Source organism: Pseudomonas sp. BIGb0381, from assembly GCF_024809815.1.
Lineage (GTDB): Bacteria > Pseudomonadota > Gammaproteobacteria > Pseudomonadales > Pseudomonadaceae > Aquipseudomonas.
Window position 1 is genome coordinate 173,669 of sequence record NZ_JANUEN010000003.1, and the last position, 17,674, is coordinate 191,342.

The 17,674-nt window shown below is 59.5% G+C and carries 16 protein-coding genes; 11 read left to right on the forward strand and 5 right to left on the reverse strand.

Features of this window, described 5'->3' with window-relative positions:
• The first annotated feature begins 6 nt into the window (after nt 1-6).
• From secA to M2397_RS10815, 3 genes are all read left to right on the forward strand, one after another.
• Nucleotides 7-2,742, forward strand: coding sequence for a preprotein translocase subunit SecA (gene secA, locus M2397_RS10805; protein ID WP_131697900.1), 2,736 nt, complete (start codon nt 7-9; stop codon nt 2,740-2,742).
• A gap of 123 nt (nt 2,743-2,865) precedes the next feature.
• Nucleotides 2,866-4,083 carry a bifunctional glutamate N-acetyltransferase/amino-acid acetyltransferase ArgJ gene (gene argJ / locus M2397_RS10810; protein ID WP_027605527.1) on the forward strand — a complete coding sequence of 406 codons (1,218 nt, stop codon included), beginning with the start codon at nt 2,866-2,868 and terminating at the stop codon, nt 4,081-4,083.
• 18 nt (nt 4,084-4,101) lie between these two features.
• A complete protein-coding gene (locus tag M2397_RS10815; RefSeq protein ID WP_131697899.1) occupies nt 4,102-5,046 on the forward strand; it encodes a Nudix family hydrolase in 945 nt (314 codons plus the stop codon).
• A 129-nt stretch (nt 5,047-5,175) separates the two neighbouring features.
• Here M2397_RS10815 and M2397_RS10820 read toward each other — a convergent pair whose 3' ends face one another.
• Genes M2397_RS10820 through M2397_RS10830 form a run of 3 tightly spaced genes read right to left on the reverse strand, consistent with a single transcriptional unit; the run spans nt 5,176 to nt 8,754 of the window.
• Nucleotides 5,176-5,754: a cob(I)yrinic acid a,c-diamide adenosyltransferase gene (locus M2397_RS10820; protein ID WP_098478848.1), complete on the reverse strand. Its 579-nt coding sequence runs from the start codon at nt 5,752-5,754 to the stop codon at nt 5,176-5,178.
• Between the two features lie 2 nt (nt 5,755-5,756).
• Entirely contained in the window at nt 5,757-7,790 is a 2,034-nt protein-coding gene (locus tag M2397_RS10825) for a PAS domain-containing sensor histidine kinase (protein WP_131697898.1), read from the reverse strand.
• A 46-nt stretch (nt 7,791-7,836) separates the two neighbouring features.
• Nucleotides 7,837-8,754, reverse strand: a complete 918-nt coding sequence (locus M2397_RS10830) for a putative 2-dehydropantoate 2-reductase (protein WP_145337863.1) — start codon at nt 8,752-8,754, stop codon at nt 7,837-7,839.
• 123 nt (nt 8,755-8,877) lie between these two features.
• Here M2397_RS10830 and M2397_RS10835 point away from each other — a divergent pair, with 123 nt between their 5' ends.
• The gene (locus M2397_RS10835; protein WP_053135814.1) at nt 8,878-9,363 is read left to right on the forward strand and encodes a YajQ family cyclic di-GMP-binding protein; all 486 of its coding nucleotides are present in this window, start codon (nt 8,878-8,880) and stop codon (nt 9,361-9,363) included.
• A 136-nt stretch (nt 9,364-9,499) separates the two neighbouring features.
• On the forward strand, nt 9,500-10,342 hold the full coding sequence (locus M2397_RS10840; RefSeq protein WP_131697896.1) for a mechanosensitive ion channel family protein: 843 nt from the start codon (nt 9,500-9,502) through the stop codon (nt 10,340-10,342).
• A 188-nt stretch (nt 10,343-10,530) separates the two neighbouring features.
• Here M2397_RS10840 and M2397_RS10845 read toward each other — a convergent pair whose 3' ends face one another.
• A complete protein-coding gene (locus M2397_RS10845) occupies nt 10,531-11,829 on the reverse strand; it encodes an OprD family porin (protein ID WP_259243061.1) in 1,299 nt (432 codons plus the stop codon).
• A 743-nt stretch (nt 11,830-12,572) separates the two neighbouring features.
• Here M2397_RS10845 and M2397_RS10850 point away from each other — a divergent pair.
• Together M2397_RS10850 and M2397_RS10855 are read left to right on the forward strand one after the other, a co-directional pair.
• Entirely contained in the window at nt 12,573-12,998 is a 426-nt protein-coding gene (locus tag M2397_RS10850) for an HIT domain-containing protein (protein WP_145337865.1), read from the forward strand.
• A 3-nt stretch (nt 12,999-13,001) separates the two neighbouring features.
• Nucleotides 13,002-13,208: a SlyX family protein gene (locus M2397_RS10855; RefSeq protein ID WP_167655108.1), complete on the forward strand. Its 207-nt coding sequence runs from the start codon at nt 13,002-13,004 to the stop codon at nt 13,206-13,208.
• Nucleotides 13,209-13,277: 69 nt separating this feature from the next.
• Here M2397_RS10855 and M2397_RS30300 read toward each other — a convergent pair whose 3' ends face one another.
• Nucleotides 13,278-13,880, reverse strand: coding sequence for a cold-shock protein (locus M2397_RS30300; protein ID WP_005790922.1), 603 nt, complete (start codon nt 13,878-13,880; stop codon nt 13,278-13,280).
• A 429-nt stretch (nt 13,881-14,309) separates the two neighbouring features.
• Here M2397_RS30300 and M2397_RS10865 point away from each other — a divergent pair, with 429 nt between their 5' ends.
• The 4 genes from M2397_RS10865 to aspS all read left to right on the forward strand — a co-directional run bounded on the left by M2397_RS10865 (nt 14,310) and on the right by aspS (nt 17,588).
• Nucleotides 14,310-14,783 (forward strand): Dps family protein, encoded by a 474-nt coding sequence (locus M2397_RS10865; protein WP_003193874.1) that lies wholly within the window; start codon nt 14,310-14,312, stop codon nt 14,781-14,783.
• 179 nt (nt 14,784-14,962) lie between these two features.
• Nucleotides 14,963-15,304, forward strand: coding sequence for a ribbon-helix-helix domain-containing protein (locus M2397_RS10870; protein ID WP_131697892.1), 342 nt, complete (start codon nt 14,963-14,965; stop codon nt 15,302-15,304).
• Nucleotides 15,305-15,483: 179 nt separating this feature from the next.
• On the forward strand, nt 15,484-15,705 hold the full coding sequence (locus M2397_RS10875) for an FmdB family zinc ribbon protein (protein WP_010208103.1): 222 nt from the start codon (nt 15,484-15,486) through the stop codon (nt 15,703-15,705).
• A gap of 107 nt (nt 15,706-15,812) precedes the next feature.
• The gene (gene aspS, locus M2397_RS10880) at nt 15,813-17,588 is read left to right on the forward strand and encodes an aspartate--tRNA ligase (protein ID WP_131697891.1); all 1,776 of its coding nucleotides are present in this window, start codon (nt 15,813-15,815) and stop codon (nt 17,586-17,588) included.
• The last annotated feature ends 86 nt before the right edge of the window (nt 17,589-17,674 follow it).

Genomic DNA, 17,674 nt, shown 5'->3' on the forward strand with positions numbered 1-17,674 from the left:
GCCGATATGTTTGCGCCTTTGTTAAAGAAACTTTTTGGAAGCAAGAATGAGCGCGAAGTCAAACGCATGCTCAAGACGGTGCAGCTGGTCAATGCCTTCGAAGAGCAGATGGTTGCCCTTTCGGATGAGCAATTGCGCGCCAAGACCGAAGAGTTCAAGGCCCGCATAGCCAAAGGTGAAACCCTCGACAAGCTGCTTCCCGAAGCCTTTGCGGTTGCTCGTGAAGCCGGTAAGCGTGTCATGGGCATGCGCCACTTTGACGTCCAGTTGATCGGCGGCATGACCTTGCATGAAGGCATGATTGCCGAAATGCGTACCGGTGAAGGCAAGACCCTGGTAGCAACCCTGGGTGTTTACCTCAACGCACTGTCCGGCAAGGGCGTGCACGTTGTGACGGTGAACGACTACCTGGCTCGCCGGGACGCCAACTGGATGCGCCCGCTGTATGAATTCCTCGGCCTGACCGTCGGCGTGGTAACGCCGTTCCAGCCGCCGGAAGAAAAGCGCGCCGCCTACGCCGCCGACATCACCTACGGTACCAACAACGAATTCGGTTTCGACTACCTGCGCGACAACATGGCGTTCAGCATGGAAGAAAAATTCCAGCGCGAACTCAACTTTGCCGTGATCGACGAAGTCGACTCCATCCTCATCGACGAAGCCCGTACCCCGCTGATTATCTCTGGCCAGGCCGAAGACAGCTCGCGCCTGTACACCGAGATCAACAAGTTGATCCCGCGTCTTGAGCAGCACATCGAGGAAGTGGAAGGCGTGGTGACCAAAGAAGGTCACTTCACCATCGACGAGAAGACCCGCCAGGTCGAACTCAACGAAGCCGGTCACCAGTTCGTCGAAGACATGCTGACCCAGATCGGCCTGCTGGCTGAAGGCGAAAGCCTCTACTCGGCCCACAACCTGGGCCTGTTGACCCACGTGTATGCCGGCCTGCGCGCCCACAAGCTGTTCCATCGCAACGTCGAATACATCGTGCAGGATGGCCAGGTCGTACTGGTCGACGAACACACCGGGCGTACCATGCCGGGCCGTCGTCTGTCCGAGGGCCTGCACCAGGCCATCGAAGCCAAGGAAGTGCTCAACATCCAGGCCGAGAGCCAGACGTTGGCGTCCACCACCTTCCAGAACTACTTCCGCCTGTACAACAAGCTGTCCGGCATGACCGGTACCGCCGACACCGAAGCGTTCGAATTCCACCAGATCTACGGTCTGTCGGTGGTGGTTATCCCGCCGAACAAGCCGCTGGCCCGTAAAGACTTCAACGACCTGGTGTTCCTGACCGCCGAAGAGAAATACGCGGCGATCATCAACGACATCAAGGACGGCATGGCCCAAGGTCGCCCTATCCTGGTGGGTACCGCTACCATCGAGACTTCCGAGCACGTGTCCAACCTGCTCAACAAGGAAGGTATCGAGCACAAGGTCCTCAACGCCAAGTTCCACGAAAAAGAAGCCGAGATCATCGCCCAGGCCGGTCGCCCAGGCGCGCTGACCATCGCCACCAACATGGCCGGTCGTGGTACCGACATCCTGTTGGGCGGTAACTGGGAAGTGGAAGTGGCCTCGCTGGACAACCCGACCCCCGAGCAGATCGCCCAGATCAAGGCAGACTGGCAGAAACGCCACCAGGCCGTGCTGGAATCCGGTGGCTTGCAGGTGATCGCGTCCGAGCGTCACGAATCCCGTCGTATCGACAACCAACTGCGTGGTCGTGCTGGCCGCCAGGGTGACGCCGGTTCCAGCCGCTTCTACCTGTCCCTGGAAGACAGCCTGATGCGTATCTTCGCCTCGGATCGGGTGAAAAACTTCATGAAGGCCCTGGGCATGCAGTCCGGTGAAGCGATCGAGCACCGCATGGTGACCAACGCCATCGAGAAGGCCCAGCGCAAGGTCGAAGGCCGTAACTTTGACATTCGTAAGCAACTGCTCGAGTTCGATGACGTCAACAACGAACAGCGTAAAGTGATCTATCACATGCGTAACACGTTGCTGGCCGCCGACAACATTGGCGAGACCATCGCCGATTTCCGTCAGGACGTGCTCAACGCCACCGTCAGCGCACATATCCCGCCACAATCGCTGCCTGAACAGTGGGACGTCGCCGGTCTGGAAGCGGCGTTGAAGAGCGACTTCGGTGTCGACTTGCCGGTCCAGCAGTGGCTCGACGAAGACGACCACTTGTACGAAGAGACCCTGCGCGAGAAGCTCATGACCGAGCTGCTGGCCGCGTACAACGAGAAAGAAGAGCAGGCGAGTGCCGAAGCACTGCGCACCTTCGAGAAGCAAATCGTACTGCGTGTGCTGGACGACCTGTGGAAAGACCACCTGTCGACCATGGACCACCTGCGTCACGGTATCCACCTGCGTGGCTATGCCCAGAAGAACCCGAAGCAGGAGTACAAGCGCGAGTCGTTCACGCTGTTCTCCGAGTTGCTGGATTCGATCAAGCGCGATTCGATTCGCGTGCTGTCCCACGTTCAGGTGCGTCGCGAAGACCCGATCGAGGAAGAAGCTCGCCTGCGCCAGGAAGCCGAGGCACTGGCTGCGCGCTTGCAGTTCCAGCACGACGAGGCACCTGGCCTGGAAGCGCCTGAAGTATTGGGTGAAGAGGTCGATGTGGTCCTGGCCCAGACCCCGGTTCGCAACGAGCAGAAGCTGGGCCGCAACGAACTGTGCTATTGCGGTTCGGGCAAGAAATTCAAACACTGCCACGGCCAGATCGAATAAGATTTTCGCCTGACGCTGCTACACCCCGCGCCGCGACCGGCCCCCGCCGTCGCGGCGTTTTGCCATTAATTTCACCGTCGATCACGACGGCACAGACATCACCTATATTTAAGGAGCGCATTCATGGCTGTTGGTCTTGGTCCTTTGCCCACATTGCACCCGGTTGCCGGGTTTGAGCTCGGTATCGCTTCGGCCGGCATCAAGCGCCCAGGGCGCAAGGATGTGGTGGTGATGCGCTGTGCCGAAGGCTCGACCGTTGCGGGCGTGTTCACCCTCAACGCCTTCTGTGCCGCGCCGGTGATCCTGGCCAAGCAGCGTGTTGCCGGCTCGATCCGTTACCTGCTGACCAACACCGGCAATGCCAACGCCGGTACCGGCGAGCCAGGGCTGGTCGCCGCTGCGCGTACCTGCGCCAAGCTGGCCCAACTGGCCGGTGTGGACGCCAGCCAGGTGCTGCCTTACTCCACGGGCGTCATCGGTGAGCCGCTGCCGGTCGAGAAAATCGAAGGCGCCCTGCAAGCCGCGCTGGATGACTTGTCTGTGGATAACTGGGCAGCTGCCGCCACCGGCATCATGACCACCGATACCCTGCCAAAAGGCGCGAGCCGCCAGTTCGTTCACGACGGTGTGACGGTTACCGTGACCGGTATCAGCAAGGGCGCGGGCATGATTCGCCCGAACATGGCCACCATGCTTGGCTACATCGCCACTGACGCCAAGGTTTCCCGCGATGTGCTGCACAGTCTGATCCTGGACGGTGCCAACAAGTCGTTCAACCGCATCACCATTGATGGCGATACGTCCACCAATGACTGCTGCATGCTGATCGCCACCGGCCAGGCCAACCTGCCGGAAATCACCGAGGCCAGCGGCCCGCTGTTCGCGGCGCTGAAGCAGGCGGTGTTCGAGGTGTGCATGGACGTGGCCCAGGCCATCGTGCGTGACGGTGAAGGCGCGACCAAGTTCGTGACCGTTGAAGTCAACGGCGGCGGCAACCACCAGGAATGCCTGGATGTCGGCTACACCGTGGCCCACTCGCCGCTGATCAAGACCGCGCTGTTCGCCTCCGATCCGAACTGGGGTCGCATTCTGGCTGCCGTCGGCCGTGCCGGCGTGCCGGACCTGGACGTGAGCAAGATCGACGTGTTCTTGGGCGACGTGTGCATTGCCAGCCGTGGCGCCCGCGCCGAAACCTACACCGAAGCCCAGGGCTCGGCGGTGATGCAGCAGGAAGAGATCACCATCCGTATCGAGCTCGGTCGCGGTGAGTGCAGCGAAACCATCTGGACCACCGACCTGTCCCACGAGTACGTGAAGATCAATGCGGAATACCGCACCTGATAGAAGAGGATAAGCGCGGTGAAACGAGTGCATGTAGCAGCAGCGGTGATCCGCGGTGTCGACGGCAGGATCCTGCTGGCGCGCCGTGCCGATACCCAGCATCAGGGCGGCCTGTGGGAGTTTCCCGGTGGCAAGGTGGAGGCCGATGAGTCGGTCGCCACGGCCCTGTCCCGTGAGTTGCAGGAAGAACTGGGCATCCAGGTCACCACGGCGAGACCGCTGATCAAGGTGCAGCATGACTACCCGGACAAACAGGTGTTGCTGGATGTCTGGGAAGTCTCGGCCTTTACCGGCGAGCCCCACGGTGCCGAGGGACAACCGCTGGAGTGGGTGGCCCCGCGCGATCTGCCCAACTATGAGTTCCCAGCGGCCAATGCGCCGATTGTGGCTGCTGCACGCTTGCCCGCCGACTACCTGATCACGCCGGGCGAGCTGGAAACGCCGACGCTCTTGCGCGGGATTCAGAAGGCTGTCGCTGGCGGTATCAAGCTGATCCAGCTGCGGGCGCCCAACGGTTACGACCCCAAATACCGCGACCTCGCGGTAGATGCGGTGGGCCTGTGCGCCGGTAAGGCGCAGTTGATGCTCAAGGGGCCGTTTGAATGGCTCGGGGACTTCCCGGCGGCCGGCTGGCATATGACCTCGGCCCAACTGCGCAAATATGCGAGCAAGGGCCGGCCGTTGCCGAAGGATCGCTGGTTGGGGGCTTCATGCCATAACGCGGAAGAATTGGCGTTGGCGGAATTGATGGACGTGGACTTTGTCACGCTGTCGCCGGTGCAGCCGACCCAGACCCATCCAGATGCCCAGCCGTTGGGCTGGGAGCAGGCGGCGGAGTTGATCCGTGGGTTCAGCAAGCCGGTGTTTCTGTTGGGTGGGGTAGGGCCTGCGCAGCGGGAGCAGGCGTGGGAAGCCGGGGCTCAAGGTGTCGCAGGGATTCGGGCGTTCTGGCCTGAGGTTTGATGACGCTCTGAAGGACCCTATCGGGGGCAAGCCTCCTCCCACATTCGACCGAGTTCCAACTTTGGAATGTGATCAAAATGTGGGAGGGGGCTTGCCCCCGATGAGGCCCTGTCAGTCACCGAATCATCATCAGTGTGGCTTTGCCGCCGCCTGCCACAAAACCTCGGCAACTCCCTGGCGTCTGGCAATCACCCTTGCCGCCACAAACAACAAATCCGACAGCCGATTGATATACGCCAACCCCACCCCTTCCAACGGCTCGACAGCATTCAAATGCTGACAGCGCCGTTCGGCACTGCGCGCCAGGCTGCGGCATACATGGGCCTGGGCAATCAGCGCTGAACCACCAGGCAAGATAAAGTTTTCAAGCGGTCCGACTTCCTCGTTCCAGCGATCAATCGCCGCTTCCAGCCGATCAACTTCCGCCGCGTTCAGTGCCTTGTACTCTGGCATCGCCAACTCGCCGCCCAGATCGAACAATCGATGCTGGCAAGGCGTAAGCACCTCGATCACGTCCTGTAAGCCTGGATGCTGCCCGCCGAGCGCTTCGAGATACGCCAGCAGTAACCCCAACTGGCTATTCAGCGTATCGACCTCGCCGATGGCTTCCACCCGGGGATGGTCCTTGGGCACGCGGCGACCGTCACCAAGGCCAGTTTCGCCTTTATCGCCGGTGCGGGTATAAATCTTCGACAGGCGAAAGCCCATGGTCAGTGCTCCAGTTGGGTGAGTTCGTAAGGTGGCAGTTGGCCCGCCAAGGGCAGGCGCAAGGTGAAGCAGGTGCCTTGGCCGAGGGTGGAATGCACTTCCATCTGGCCTTTGTGGTTGTTGGTGATGATGAAATACGACACCGACAGCCCAAGCCCGGTGCCCTGGCCGATTTCCTTGGTGGTAAAGAACGGTTCGAAGGTGCGTTTGCGCACGCTCTCGCTCATGCCGATGCCGTTGTCTTCCACTTGGATTTCCGCCCACGGCGGGTTAAGGCGCGTGCGCAGGATGATGCGCCCCGGTTCGCTGTCGTCTTCGCGCAGATGAATGGCCTGGGCGGCGTTTTTCAGCAGGTTGAGCAGCACCTGTTCCAGTTCGTTGGCCGTGCCGGGCACGGGGCCCAGCTGCGGGTCGAACTGACGTATGATCGCCTGGCCCTTGAAGTCGAAGCCAATAGCCAGGTCAAAGTCGTTACCGGCGATTTCTACCGCCTGGTCGATCAGCGCCGGCAAGTCGCAAGGCGCCATCTGCCGGTTGCTGCGGCGGCTGAAGCTGAGCATGTGGGTGACGATTTTCGCCGCCCGCGCCCCTGCCTGTTGGATACCGTCGAGCAGTTGCGGCACTTCGCGGCTTTGCAGGTAGCGGTTGACCGTGCCCAGCTCAATGCCCACCTGTTCGGCATGCTCCAGGTTCTTGGGCAGGTCCGGGGACAGGCGACGGCGAATGTTCTGCACGTTATGCAGGATCGCCCCCAGCGGGTTGTTGATCTCGTGGGCCATGCCGGCAGCAAGCCCGCCGACGGACAGCATTTTTTCCGACTGCACCATCATTTCTTCCAGTGACAGGCGCTGGGTGATGTCGTCGATACGGATCACCACGCCGCGCCCGGCACCGCCCATCAGCGGATAGAAGGTCAGGGCGTAATGCTTGGGTTCGTCGTCTTTGATCCAGGTAACGCGTTCGATGCGTTCCACCGTGTGTTGCTCCACCGTGGCCTTGATCTGCGGTAGGTATGGCTTGAGCGGCTGGAAGGCGAGGTAGATCGGTTGATTCAGCGCTTCATCCAGGCGCGTGCCGGACAAGGCCGTGGCCTCCTGATTCCATTGGGTGACGTAGAGCTGTTCGTCCAGGGCGATCAGTGCCGAAGGCATCGAGTCGATGATGCTGTTCAGGTAGTTCTGGAAACCGGTGAGCTTTTTCTCGATCTTGCTGCGCACCTGGACTTCCAGCTCCAGCTTGCGGTTGGTGTGACGTGTCTCTTCGGCCAGACCTTGTGCCTGGTCGTAGGCCGCCTGGGAGTCGTCCCGCGCGCGCTTGAGCTGCTGCTCCCGGGCTTCGATGCGCGACAGCATGGTGTTGAAGGCTTCGGCCAGGCTGCCGATTTCGTCGCGGTTGCCCCGGCCGGCACGCAAGGCGTAGTTCTCTTCGCGGGTGACCTGGCGTGACAGCTCTTCGAGTTCATGGATCGGCCGGGTGATCAGGCGTTTGATCTGCCGGGCGATGATCAACCATAGCAGCACACTGAAAATCAGGATGCCCAGGCTCGCCGTCAATGTGCCGGTATAGAAAGCCACCGGCAGCTCACTGCTGGCCACCAGCAGCAGGTGACCGGACGGTTGGCCGGGGCGGGGCAGGGTGATGACCTGGTTACTGCGAAATTCGGTCACTCGCCAGGCTTCGATATGCCGGTAGTTGTCCGGCAGGTGCAGGCGATCGCCGTGTTGCATCTGCGCCAGGCGATTGCCTTCGCCGTCGTACAGGGCGGCGGCGCGCAGGGGCGAATAGCTGGTCAGTTCATTGAGCAGCGCATCAGCCTTGGCCGGGGATTCAAGGGCTTCGGCGGCGAGGGCCGGGTTGGACACCAGCCGGCCGATGGCCTGCAAGGCCTGGGGTGCCATGCTTTCCTGGGAGATCCAGTAGGCGGCACTGATAAAGGTCAGGTTGGCCACCAGCAGGACAGTGGTGAGCAGCACCAGCAGGGCGGCCAGCAATTTCTGCCCGACCGGTAGGTTTTCTAGACGCTGGCGCAGCGGCATCAGGGTTTTTCCAGGTGATAGACAGGCGGGCAGGGTAGCGCGTGGCTCAGTCGCTGGGCAATCCGCGTGCAAGTAACTGCTCGACCAGGCGCACTTGCAGTTGTTGCAAATGCGGCAGGCTCAATTGGTGACGGGCGGCCGCCTGGCAAGCATAGCCCAACAAGTAGCTGATTTCGGTGCGGCGGGCATTGGCCACGTCCTGGTACATGGACGAGTAATTGGCAGCCGTGGCCTGGATCACCCGTTCCACTTCGTGCTGCAGATCCAGCGCGGCAGCGGGCTGGCCGCAGCATTCCAGCAGTTCGCCAAGTTCGGCGCACAGGGTAGCGATTTCACATTGATGGTTCTGCAGTTCGCCGTTGCGGCACTGGTAAAGCACAGTCAGCGGGTTGATCGCGCAATTGAGCGCCAGTTTGCGCCACAGGCGCGTCAGGATGTCGGTACTCCATTCGTGGGGGATGCCCGCAGCGTGCAGGTCGTCCAGCCACAGCGGTGGGGTAGGGTGGCTCGCGTCCCCCAGCCAAGTGTAGCCGTGGCCGGCGAACACCACGCGCCAGTCACCGTCGCGAAACGCGCCTTCGGTGCTGGAGGCAAAAATGCAGCGAGCCTGGGGCAGTTGCGCGGCCACCGCGTCCTGGCTGCCGAGGCCGTTTTGCAGCAGGATCAGCTCGGCGTCCGGTGCCAGGCGATGTTGCAGTTGTGCGACAGCGCCCTCGGCGTCGTAGGCCTTGCAGGCTACCAGCAGGCGATGAATCGGCTCGGGGCTGTCGGGTTTTTCGGCGAACACCGGGTAGGTATGGGCTACGCCGTGTTCCACCAGGGTCAAGCCTGATGAAGCCCGGTAGCTGGCCAGTCGCGCGGCATCGCGCAGGATCAACCTGACGGGCAAGCCGGCGCGAGCCAGGCGGGTGGCCCACAACGTGCCCAGGCTGCCGGCGCCGAGAATATGCCAGGTGGTCGACATCAGTTTTTGCTCCGTAGGGTCGCTCACAGTGAACGGGACGAAAGAACCGCTATAATGCCCCGGCATTTTAGCTCGGGCGCGCTCCATCTCTACTGAGCCCGCCCCTTATATTGGAGAAATCACATGCCTTCGTTCGACGTGGTATCTGAACTGGACAAACACGAAGTCACCAACGCCGTCGAGAATGCCGTCAAGGAGCTGGACCGCCGCTATGACTTGAAAGGCAAGGGCAGCTTCGAATTCAAGGAAAAGGAGCTGACCGTCAACTTGACCGCTGAAGCCGATTTCCAGCTGGAAGCGATGATCGAGATCCTCAAGCTGTCGCTGGTCAAGCGCAAGATCGACGCACAGTGCCTTGAAATCAAGGACGCCTACGCCTCCGGCAAGCTGATGAAGCAGGAAGCCGTACTCAAGGAAGGCATCGACAAGGAGCTGGCGAAGAAGATCGTCGCCCATATCAAGGATGCCAAGCTGAAAGTCCAGGCTGCCATCCAGGGTGAGCAGGTTCGCGTCACCGGCAAGAAGCGTGATGACCTGCAGGACGCCATTGCGGCCCTGCGCGCCAAGACCTTCGACATGCCGCTGCAGTTCAATAACTTCCGCGACTGATGGCACATTGGGGAACCTGCGGGCGTTTTCGACGTCCCACGCCCCAGAACCCGCGCCTGCAAATGAGCCCCACGGGGCTCATTTGCGTTTCCAGGCAGTCAATAAAGCCGCACATCCGCCACACAGGAGAAGCTACATGGATTTAAACGCTGAAATGGATCACTTGATCAAGACTTCGCAGTCGTGGATCCCGATGATCATGGAATACGGCAGCCGGGTATTGCTGGCGGTGATCACCCTGGCCATTGGCTGGTGGCTGATCAACGTATTGACCCACCGTGTGGGCCGCCTGCTGGCCATGCGTAACGCGGACCTTGCACTGCAGCACTTCATCACCAGCCTGGCGAACATCGCGCTGAAAGTCATGCTGATTGTCAGTGTGGCCTCGATGATCGGCGTGGCGACCACCTCGTTCGTGGCTGCCATCGGTGCCGCTACCCTGGCCATCGGCCTGGCGTTGCAAGGCAGCCTGGCCAACTTCGCCGGTGGCGTGCTGATTCTGTTGTTCCGCCCGTTCCGCATCGGTGACTGGATCGAAGCCCAGGGCACCTCGGGGACTGTCGACAGCATCCAAATCTTCCACACCGTGCTGCGTACCGGCGACAACAAGACCGTGATCGTGCCCAACGGCATCCTGTCCAACGGCATCATCACCAACACCAACCGTCAGCCGACCCGCAAGGTGGTGTTTGATGTGGGTGTGGACTACGAGGCCGATCTGCAAAAAGCGCGTGAAGTGCTGCTGGAACTGGCAAAAGACCCGCGCGTACTGACTGATCCTGCTGCAGTGGCCGTGGTGTCGACCTTGGGCGATAGCTCAATCACCGTTTCCCTGCGCTGCTGGACCAACACCCCGGATTATTGGGATGTAGTGTTCATGCTGAATGAACTGTCGCGCGACCGTTTAAAGGCGGCGGGGATTGATATTCCATTTCCGCAGCGAGTTATTCGCGTGATGCAGGAAGCAACCCCGAAGTAAACGAAAGAAGCGTGTTTAACTTGGCCGACAGGTCAGGTTAAACGTGTCACCTGAATCTCGTTAGTTAGCTTGCTAGTTATTATTTGTCGAAATAAAACTGCAATGAAAAAGCCGCTCCCTTGTAAGCAGGGGAGCGGCTTTTTGTTTAAGGCCGAGGCCTTAAGTCATCGTTGTAATTGAACCAGCAATTACAAGATGTTCAGCGGGTATTGCGCGATCAGACGCAGTTCGTCGATGGACGAAGAACCGTAGTACACGCCGTCAGACGAGCGATAGGTCGCTTGGCGCACACGCAGGCTCAGGTCTTTGGCTGGACCGCTCTGGATCACGTACTTGGCTTCGAAGTCGCGTTCCCACTCTTTGCCGTTCGACGTCGTGGCGGTGTTGGCGCCGCTACCGGTCACGTAACGAGTCATGAAGCTCAGGCCAGGAATGCCGAAGGTTGCCATGTTGATGTCGTAACGAGCCTGGTAGGACTTCTCGCCTTCGGCGTTGAAGTCGGAACGGGCAACGGAGTTGGCCAGGAACACTGTGCCGCCGCCGTCTACACCGTAACCGTAGTCGCCGTCGCCGGTAACCTTCTGAGCTGCCAAGGTAAAGGTGTGAGCGCCGATGGTGTAGGCACCTTGCAAGCTGAATGCGCGGTTGTCGAGCTTGGTACGCTGATCAAATGGCAGCGCGCTGTCTTTGGAAGCGCGTTGCAGGCCTTCGCCTTCGCTCTTGGTGTCGTAGATGTTGAAGTCCAAGGCGAACGACTGGTCGTCGCTAAGCGCATGGGTCCAGTTCAGGTTGCTGTAGTACTTGCGGAAGTAATCTTCGGTTTTCGCGTAGTACAGGCTGCCGGTGAACTCTGGGGTAAACGAGTAGACGCCACCGACAAAGTCGGTCTTCGTCAGGCCCAGGCTGTCATGGTAGGTCTGGTTCTGCGCAACGCTGGAAGTGAAGTGACCGCCTTCCAGTTTCAGGCCCTTGATCTCGTTGCTGGTGATCGAGATGCCTTGTGGCAGCTCTGGCAGCAGACGGCTGTCATCGGACGCGAACACTGGAGCTGTGGTGTACTGGTCACCGATTTTCAGGACGGTATCGGAGATACGGAACTTAACGGCGCCACCGCCTTTGGAGTAATCGTCTTGTGAACGACCATCGGAGCCGGTTGGGAACAGACCGGTACCCGCACGACCCTTGCCGCTATCGAGCTTCACGCCCAACAGGCCGATTACGTCAACACCGACACCGATGGTGCCTTGGGTGAAGCCCGATTGGTACAGGGCGTTGAAGCCCAGGCCGGACTCTTCAGTGCGGCTTTGTGAGGTCGGGCCCGACGGGTTGTTACGGGAGTCGCGGCTGAAGTACAGCGCGCGAGTGTTGATGCTGAACGTACTGTCTTCAACAAAGCCCTTGGAATCGTCCTGGGCGGACGCCATTGCGAACTGCGAGGTGCCTGCTGAAACAGCCAGGGCGATCATGCTCCACTTCATCACGCGCATCGTGATTTGCTCCTTTGGTTTTAGGAAGAGTACTGCCGTCCCACCTGTATTTTTATCTGGGCGGCTCTTTCTTTTTTGTGTCGGCGCAAAGTTATATCACGCAGACTCTATTGACGATACTTACCCATCTTTCCTTTCAGCTTCTTTACGAGGCTGTCGTAAATTGCTAGCTCCATGTCGCAAATTCACAGTCCGAGTGTAACGGGACTGACAACTTCAATGCTGTTTTTCAAACGCCTTTCTAAGTTTGAGATTTTCCTTGAGGCGCATTGAAACGCTGCTGTTCTTCTATCGCGAAACACCTGCTTCCCAGCGGGTGTCGTTGCCGACGATATGGGTGTGAATGCAACAAGCGCGCCCAAATCGGTAATCGAATGTCATTTTTTCGTGAAAAACGTGAAAATCGTGTAAAGACCTCATAAACACGGGCTTTTTACGCCGTTTTGTTTGCGCTTGACGCGTCTGCGTTGTCCCTGACTCGTGAGGCAAAAATGCCTTCCCAGAGAAAAACGTTACCGGTTCACCCTGAGAGTGGGTAATCGGCGGATCCCTTTGAAGCACAAGTGGGTCATTTTGGTGCGTCCCTGGGAGGCCCGCGTTAGCGTAGCTCAAATATTGGCCTGCCTCTAAAGGGTGCAGTTTTTTATCGCGGTGCATTCGGTTTTCAGCATTCGCCGTGAAGCCTGGGGCGTTCGAAGGTATGCTGGCGCCCTGAACTTGACCTGCCCAACGGAGTGCCCGTGGTGTTCGCCTTAGATCAACGCTTGCAACAAGACACACTGGTCATCGGGGACTTCCCGCTGTGCCGCCTGCTGCTGTCCAATGATTCGAACTACCCCTGGTTCATTCTGGTGCCACGCATCAACGGTATCAGCGAAGTGTTTCAGCTGGATGTCGCAGATCAACAAATCCTCTGGAAGGAAACAACGGCCCTGGCGCAGTGGCTGAACGAAGGTTTGGCCGCCGACAAGATGAATATTGGTGCGCTGGGTAATGTCGTCAGCCAATTGCACGTGCATGTGATCGTACGCAAGCGTGATGACGCCGCCTGGCCGGCACCCGTGTGGGGCAAGCATCCGGCAAAGCCGTACACTGAAGAACAAGTGGCGGCCATTCGTGTGCGCCTGCGCGAGTTGCTGCCGGCCGACTTCATCTTTACCCAGGGCTGAATCATGGATCTGCAAGACCGCGTTACCGATCTGGAAAGCCGCCTGGCCTTTCAGGACGACACCATCGAAACTCTCAATGACATCCTGGTCGCCCAGCAGCGCGCGGTTGAACGCCTGCAACTGCAGATGACCGCGCTGCTCAAGCGTCAGGAAGAAATGAGTGGCCAGTTCGAGACGTCCGAAGAAGAGGCGCCGCCACCGCACTATTAATCCGAGTGCAATAAAAAACCGCGACCCAGCCAAGCTGGATCGCGGTTTTTTTTGCTGCGACGGCTGGAATCAGCGGCGCGGCAGGGCAGCGATCACGTCTTCGGCTTGCAGGCCTTTGTCGCGGTTCATGACGGAGAATTCCACGCGCTGGCCTTCCACCAGGACGCGATGGCCTTCGCCACGGATGGCCCGGAAGTGGACGAAGATATCGTCGCCCGAATCGCGGGAAATAAAGCCGAAGCCTTTGGAGGTGTTGAACCACTTGACGGTACCGGTATCCCGATTGGTCATGTCGTAGTTTTGCGACGCGGCCGCCGGGGACGAACGGTAGAAGCTGATGGCCAGATGAAGAACGATGGCGACCACAGCAATCACCAGGCTGAGCAGGATGGCCGGGTGGCCGCCGACTTCAGGCATAGGTGCCAGGAGGGTGAGGGTTTGTACGACAACGGTCAGTACCAGCAGCGCGCTGACCAGGTTTTGCAGTTGATGACGCGTGCCTTTGTTCCAGTAAGGGATTACCGGAGCGAGCGTCAGGTTAAGAAGGCCGAACAAGGCCAGGTACAGAGCGTCGTGTTGTTGCAGGTAGGGCAGGCTTTCAGGCTGCAGGCTCGGGATAAAGGACAGCAGCAACGCTGCAACGCCCGTTAGCAGGTGGACGATTTTCAACATTTTGATTAACTCACGTTAAGACGGATCACAAGGAAGAGCTGACTGGCACGGTTCGCTTCTGAACAATGGGAGGCGCTGGGCACGTGCGCGGGTATCAGCCTATGCCGCTTGCCGTGGAAATTAACGGCGGCGACACGCTGCCTATTTAACAGCAAAGGCCGTGCCTACTCAAATCAAGCATTTTCCGGGGCTGAAAGGGGCACGGCATTTCTGCGGGAAACGCTTGTCCTAGACATGTGCAGGTGTTTCAGGCGGCTTCAAAGGAAATTTCCTATGCGCCCCAAAGGCTTGTCCTGCAAGTGCTGATCGGTCGTGCAGGGACGATTTGCCGCATCTCGCCCGAGGGTGTCGGGCTGCGTATCTCCGGCGCTCTTGCTAGAGTGGTCCTGCACCTGATCAATGAATGCTTGTCAATTGAAGGGGATAAACATGGCAATCGATATCGGTATCAGTGAAGAAGATCGTAAATCCATCGTCGATGGGCTTTCACGACTGCTTTCCGATACCTATGTACTGTACCTGAAGACCCATAACTTCCATTGGAACGTCACGGGCCCTATGTTCCGCACGCTGCACCTGATGTTCGAAGAGCAGTACAACGAGCTGGCGCTGGCGGTGGACTCCATAGCCGAGCGTATCCGTGCCCTGGGTTTCCCGGCGCCGGGCGCCTATTCGATCTATGCCCGACTTTCCTCCATCAAGGAAGAAGAGGGCGTACCCAGCGCAGAAGAGATGATCAAGCAACTGGTGGCGGGCCAGGAGGCGGTCACACGTACCGCACGCGGTATTTTCCCGTTGCTCGACAAGGTCAGCGATGAGCCGACCGCGGACCTGCTGACCCAGCGCATGCAGGTTCACGAGAAAACCGCGTGGATGCTTCGCTCCCTGCTCGAAAACCAGTAACCGTCACCCGCAGTGGCGCCGTTATGGCGCCACTTGCTTGTTTCCACGCATTTCCTGGCGTTGTCCTACGCCTATCAACGCCCCGTCTTCTGGCTGCCTGCCTCGTCCTGCTGTCTTATAGGGCTACTGTCCAATGGGAGAACCCATGGGCTGTTGTTTGGCAATGGAGTGTCAGGTGTATGTCACGTGGAGTGGATGTTGGAGTGATGGAAACCGGTGGTTTCCACAAGATAAACGTCGACCCCTTCGCCAAGGGTTTCGATATGGGGCTGGCCAAGCCATTGTCCCGATCGGTAAGGCTCAATGGGTTTTCCACTTGTCTTCGGCTTGAGCAGATCTATTGGAATATCCTCACGGAAATAGCCAGGATCAATGCCTGCTCTGTCAGTGCATTGCTGTCCTATGTCGATCGGGAAGTGCACTTGCGGTATGGAGGAGTGAAGAACTTCAGTGGGTTGGTCAGGGTGGTGTGTGTGGTTCATCTGTTAAAAGGCCGTGCTACCTCACCGAACCCTGAGTAATCGGCAGGCCTCCGGGCTGGTCCGCCGTTGAGGTGGACCATGCTCCGGGCAGAAAGCCGGCTGCGCTGCCTTGATTTACCAGATATAATCCCGCGCTTTGCTGCTGCCGGGGCTTTCTCCCTCTGCTCTCTATCAGGAGCGGGCGCGGCACAGTAACGATCGATCGCCGAGACATCGCCATGCCCATGTACGACTATCAATGTGCTTCCTGTGGACATCAGTTGGAAGCCATCCAGAAGATCAGCGCAGCGCCGCTGGTCGATTGCCCTGCCTGCCAGGCACCGGAGCTCAAGAAGATGTTGTCCATGCCGGGCTTCCGCCTGAGCGGCAGCGGCTGGTACGAGACCGACTTCAAGACCGGCTCGAAGAAGAACCTGGCGGGCGGCGACAAAGCAGACTGAGTTGAACTCTACGCGCAGGCTCCTGCATTATCCGTCCCCTGCTTTAATGTACGGTGACGAGGCGGGCCTCCACCGAATTTCGAATTACGAGAAGTGAAACCACTACCATGATGCGCAGCCACTATTGCGGCCAACTGAACGAGACCCTGGATGGTCAGGAAATCACTCTTTGCGGATGGGTTCACCGTCGCCGCGACCACGGCGGGGTGATTTTCCTCGATATCCGCGATCGTGATGGTCTGGCCCAGGTGGTGTTCGACCCGGACCGCGCCGAGAGCTTCGCCGCCGCCGACCGCGTGCGCAGCGAGTACGTCGTGAAGATCACCGGCAAGGTTCGCCTGCGTCCGGCCGGTGCCGTGAACGCGAACATGGCGTCGGGTGCGATCGAAGTGCTGGGCTACGAGCTGGAAGTACTGAACGAATCGGAAACCCCGCCGTTCCCGCTCAACGAATACTCCGACGTCGGCGAAGAAACCCGCCTGCGCTACCGCTTCCTTGACCTGCGTCGTCCGGAAATGGCCGAGAAGCTGCGCCTGCGTTCGCGCATGACCACCAGCATCCGCCGCTTCCTCGACGAGAACGGCTTCCTCGACGTCGAAACGCCTATCCTGACCCGGGCCACCCCGGAAGGCGCGCGTGACTACCTGGTGCCTAGCCGTACCCACGCCGGCAGTTTCTTCGCCTTGCCGCAATCGCCGCAGCTGTTCAAGCAACTGCTGATGGTGGCCGGCTTCGACCGTTACTACCAGATCGCCAAGTGCTTCCGCGACGAAGACCTGCGCGCCGACCGTCAGCCGGAATTCACCCAGATCGACATCGAGACCAGCTTCCTCGATGAAAAAGAGATCATGGGTATCACTGAGCAGATGATCCGCAACCTGTTCAAGGAAGTGCTGGACCTGGAGTTCGGCGAATTCCCGCACATGACCTTCGAAGAAGCCATGCGCCGCTACGGTTCCGACAAGCCAGACCTGCGTAACCCGCTGGAACTGGTGGACGTGGCCGACCAACTCAAGGATGTCGACTTCAAGGTGTTCAGCGGGCCGGCCAACGACCCTAAATGCCGCATCGCCGCCCTGCGCGTGCCTGGCGGCGCGAGCATGCCGCGCAAGCAGATCGACGACTACACCAAGTTCGTCGGCATCTACGGTGCCAAGGGCCTGGCGTACATCAAGGTCAATGAGCGCGCCAATGGCGTTGACGGCCTGCAATCGCCGATCGTGAAAAACATCCCGGAAGCCAACCTGAACGTGATCCTGGATCGCGTCGGTGCGGTCGATGGCGACATCGTGTTCTTCGGCGCCGACAAAGCCAAGATCGTCAGCGAAGCCCTGGGCGCGCTGCGGATCAAGCTGGGCCACGACCTGGACCTGCTGACCTGCAAGTGGGCGCCGATGTGGGTCGTCGACTTCCCGATGTTCGAAGAAAATGACGACGGCAGCTTCAGCGCCTTGCACCACCCGTTCACCGCGCCGAAGTGCTCGCCTGAAGAGTTGGAAGCCAACCCGGCAGGCGCGCTGTCCCGCGCGTATGACATGGTGTTGAACGGTACTGAGCTGGGTGGCGGTTCGATCCGTATCCACCGCAAGGAGATGCAGCAAGCGGTGTTCCGCCTGTTGGGCATCAACGAAGCGGAACAGGAAGAGAAATTTGGCTTCCTGCTCGACGCCCTGAAATACGGCGCGCCGCCCCACGGTGGCCTGGCTTTCGGTCTGGACCGTCTGGTAATGCTGATGACCGGCGCTCAGTCGATCCGTGAAGTGATTGCCTTCCCGAAAACCCAGAGTGCTGCGGACGTCATGACCCAGGCTCCAGGTGTGGTGGATGCCAAGGCGCTGCGCGAGCTGCATATCCGCCTGCGCGAGACGCCGAAGGCTGAGTAAGGCTGCTGCGTGAAAGCGCACTGAGGTTTACGCAGTCAAAAAAGGCGCATCTTCGGATGCGCCTTTGCGTTACAAGGGGTGTATCC

Coding starts and splice junctions, on each gene's coding strand:
- M2397_RS10875 (WP_010208103.1), top strand. CDS start 15,484: ATGCCCATGTACGACTATCAATGTGCTTCCTGTGGACATCAGTTGGAA.
- secA (WP_131697900.1), top strand. CDS start 7: ATGTTTGCGCCTTTGTTAAAGAAACTTTTTGGAAGCAAGAATGAGCGC.
- M2397_RS30300 (WP_005790922.1), bottom strand. CDS start 13,880: ATGTTGAAAATCGTCCACCTGCTAACGGGCGTTGCAGCGTTGCTGCTG.
- argJ (WP_027605527.1), top strand. CDS start 2,866: ATGGCTGTTGGTCTTGGTCCTTTGCCCACATTGCACCCGGTTGCCGGG.
- M2397_RS10835 (WP_053135814.1), top strand. CDS start 8,878: ATGCCTTCGTTCGACGTGGTATCTGAACTGGACAAACACGAAGTCACC.
- M2397_RS10825 (WP_131697898.1), bottom strand. CDS start 7,790: ATGCCGCTGCGCCAGCGTCTAGAAAACCTACCGGTCGGGCAGAAATTG.
- aspS (WP_131697891.1), top strand. CDS start 15,813: ATGATGCGCAGCCACTATTGCGGCCAACTGAACGAGACCCTGGATGGT.
- M2397_RS10820 (WP_098478848.1), bottom strand. CDS start 5,754: ATGGGCTTTCGCCTGTCGAAGATTTATACCCGCACCGGCGATAAAGGC.
- M2397_RS10855 (WP_167655108.1), top strand. CDS start 13,002: ATGGATCTGCAAGACCGCGTTACCGATCTGGAAAGCCGCCTGGCCTTT.
- M2397_RS10845 (WP_259243061.1), bottom strand. CDS start 11,829: ATGCGCGTGATGAAGTGGAGCATGATCGCCCTGGCTGTTTCAGCAGGC.
- M2397_RS10865 (WP_003193874.1), top strand. CDS start 14,310: ATGGCAATCGATATCGGTATCAGTGAAGAAGATCGTAAATCCATCGTC.
- M2397_RS10840 (WP_131697896.1), top strand. CDS start 9,500: ATGGATTTAAACGCTGAAATGGATCACTTGATCAAGACTTCGCAGTCG.
- M2397_RS10870 (WP_131697892.1), top strand. CDS start 14,963: ATGTCACGTGGAGTGGATGTTGGAGTGATGGAAACCGGTGGTTTCCAC.
- M2397_RS10830 (WP_145337863.1), bottom strand. CDS start 8,754: ATGTCGACCACCTGGCATATTCTCGGCGCCGGCAGCCTGGGCACGTTG.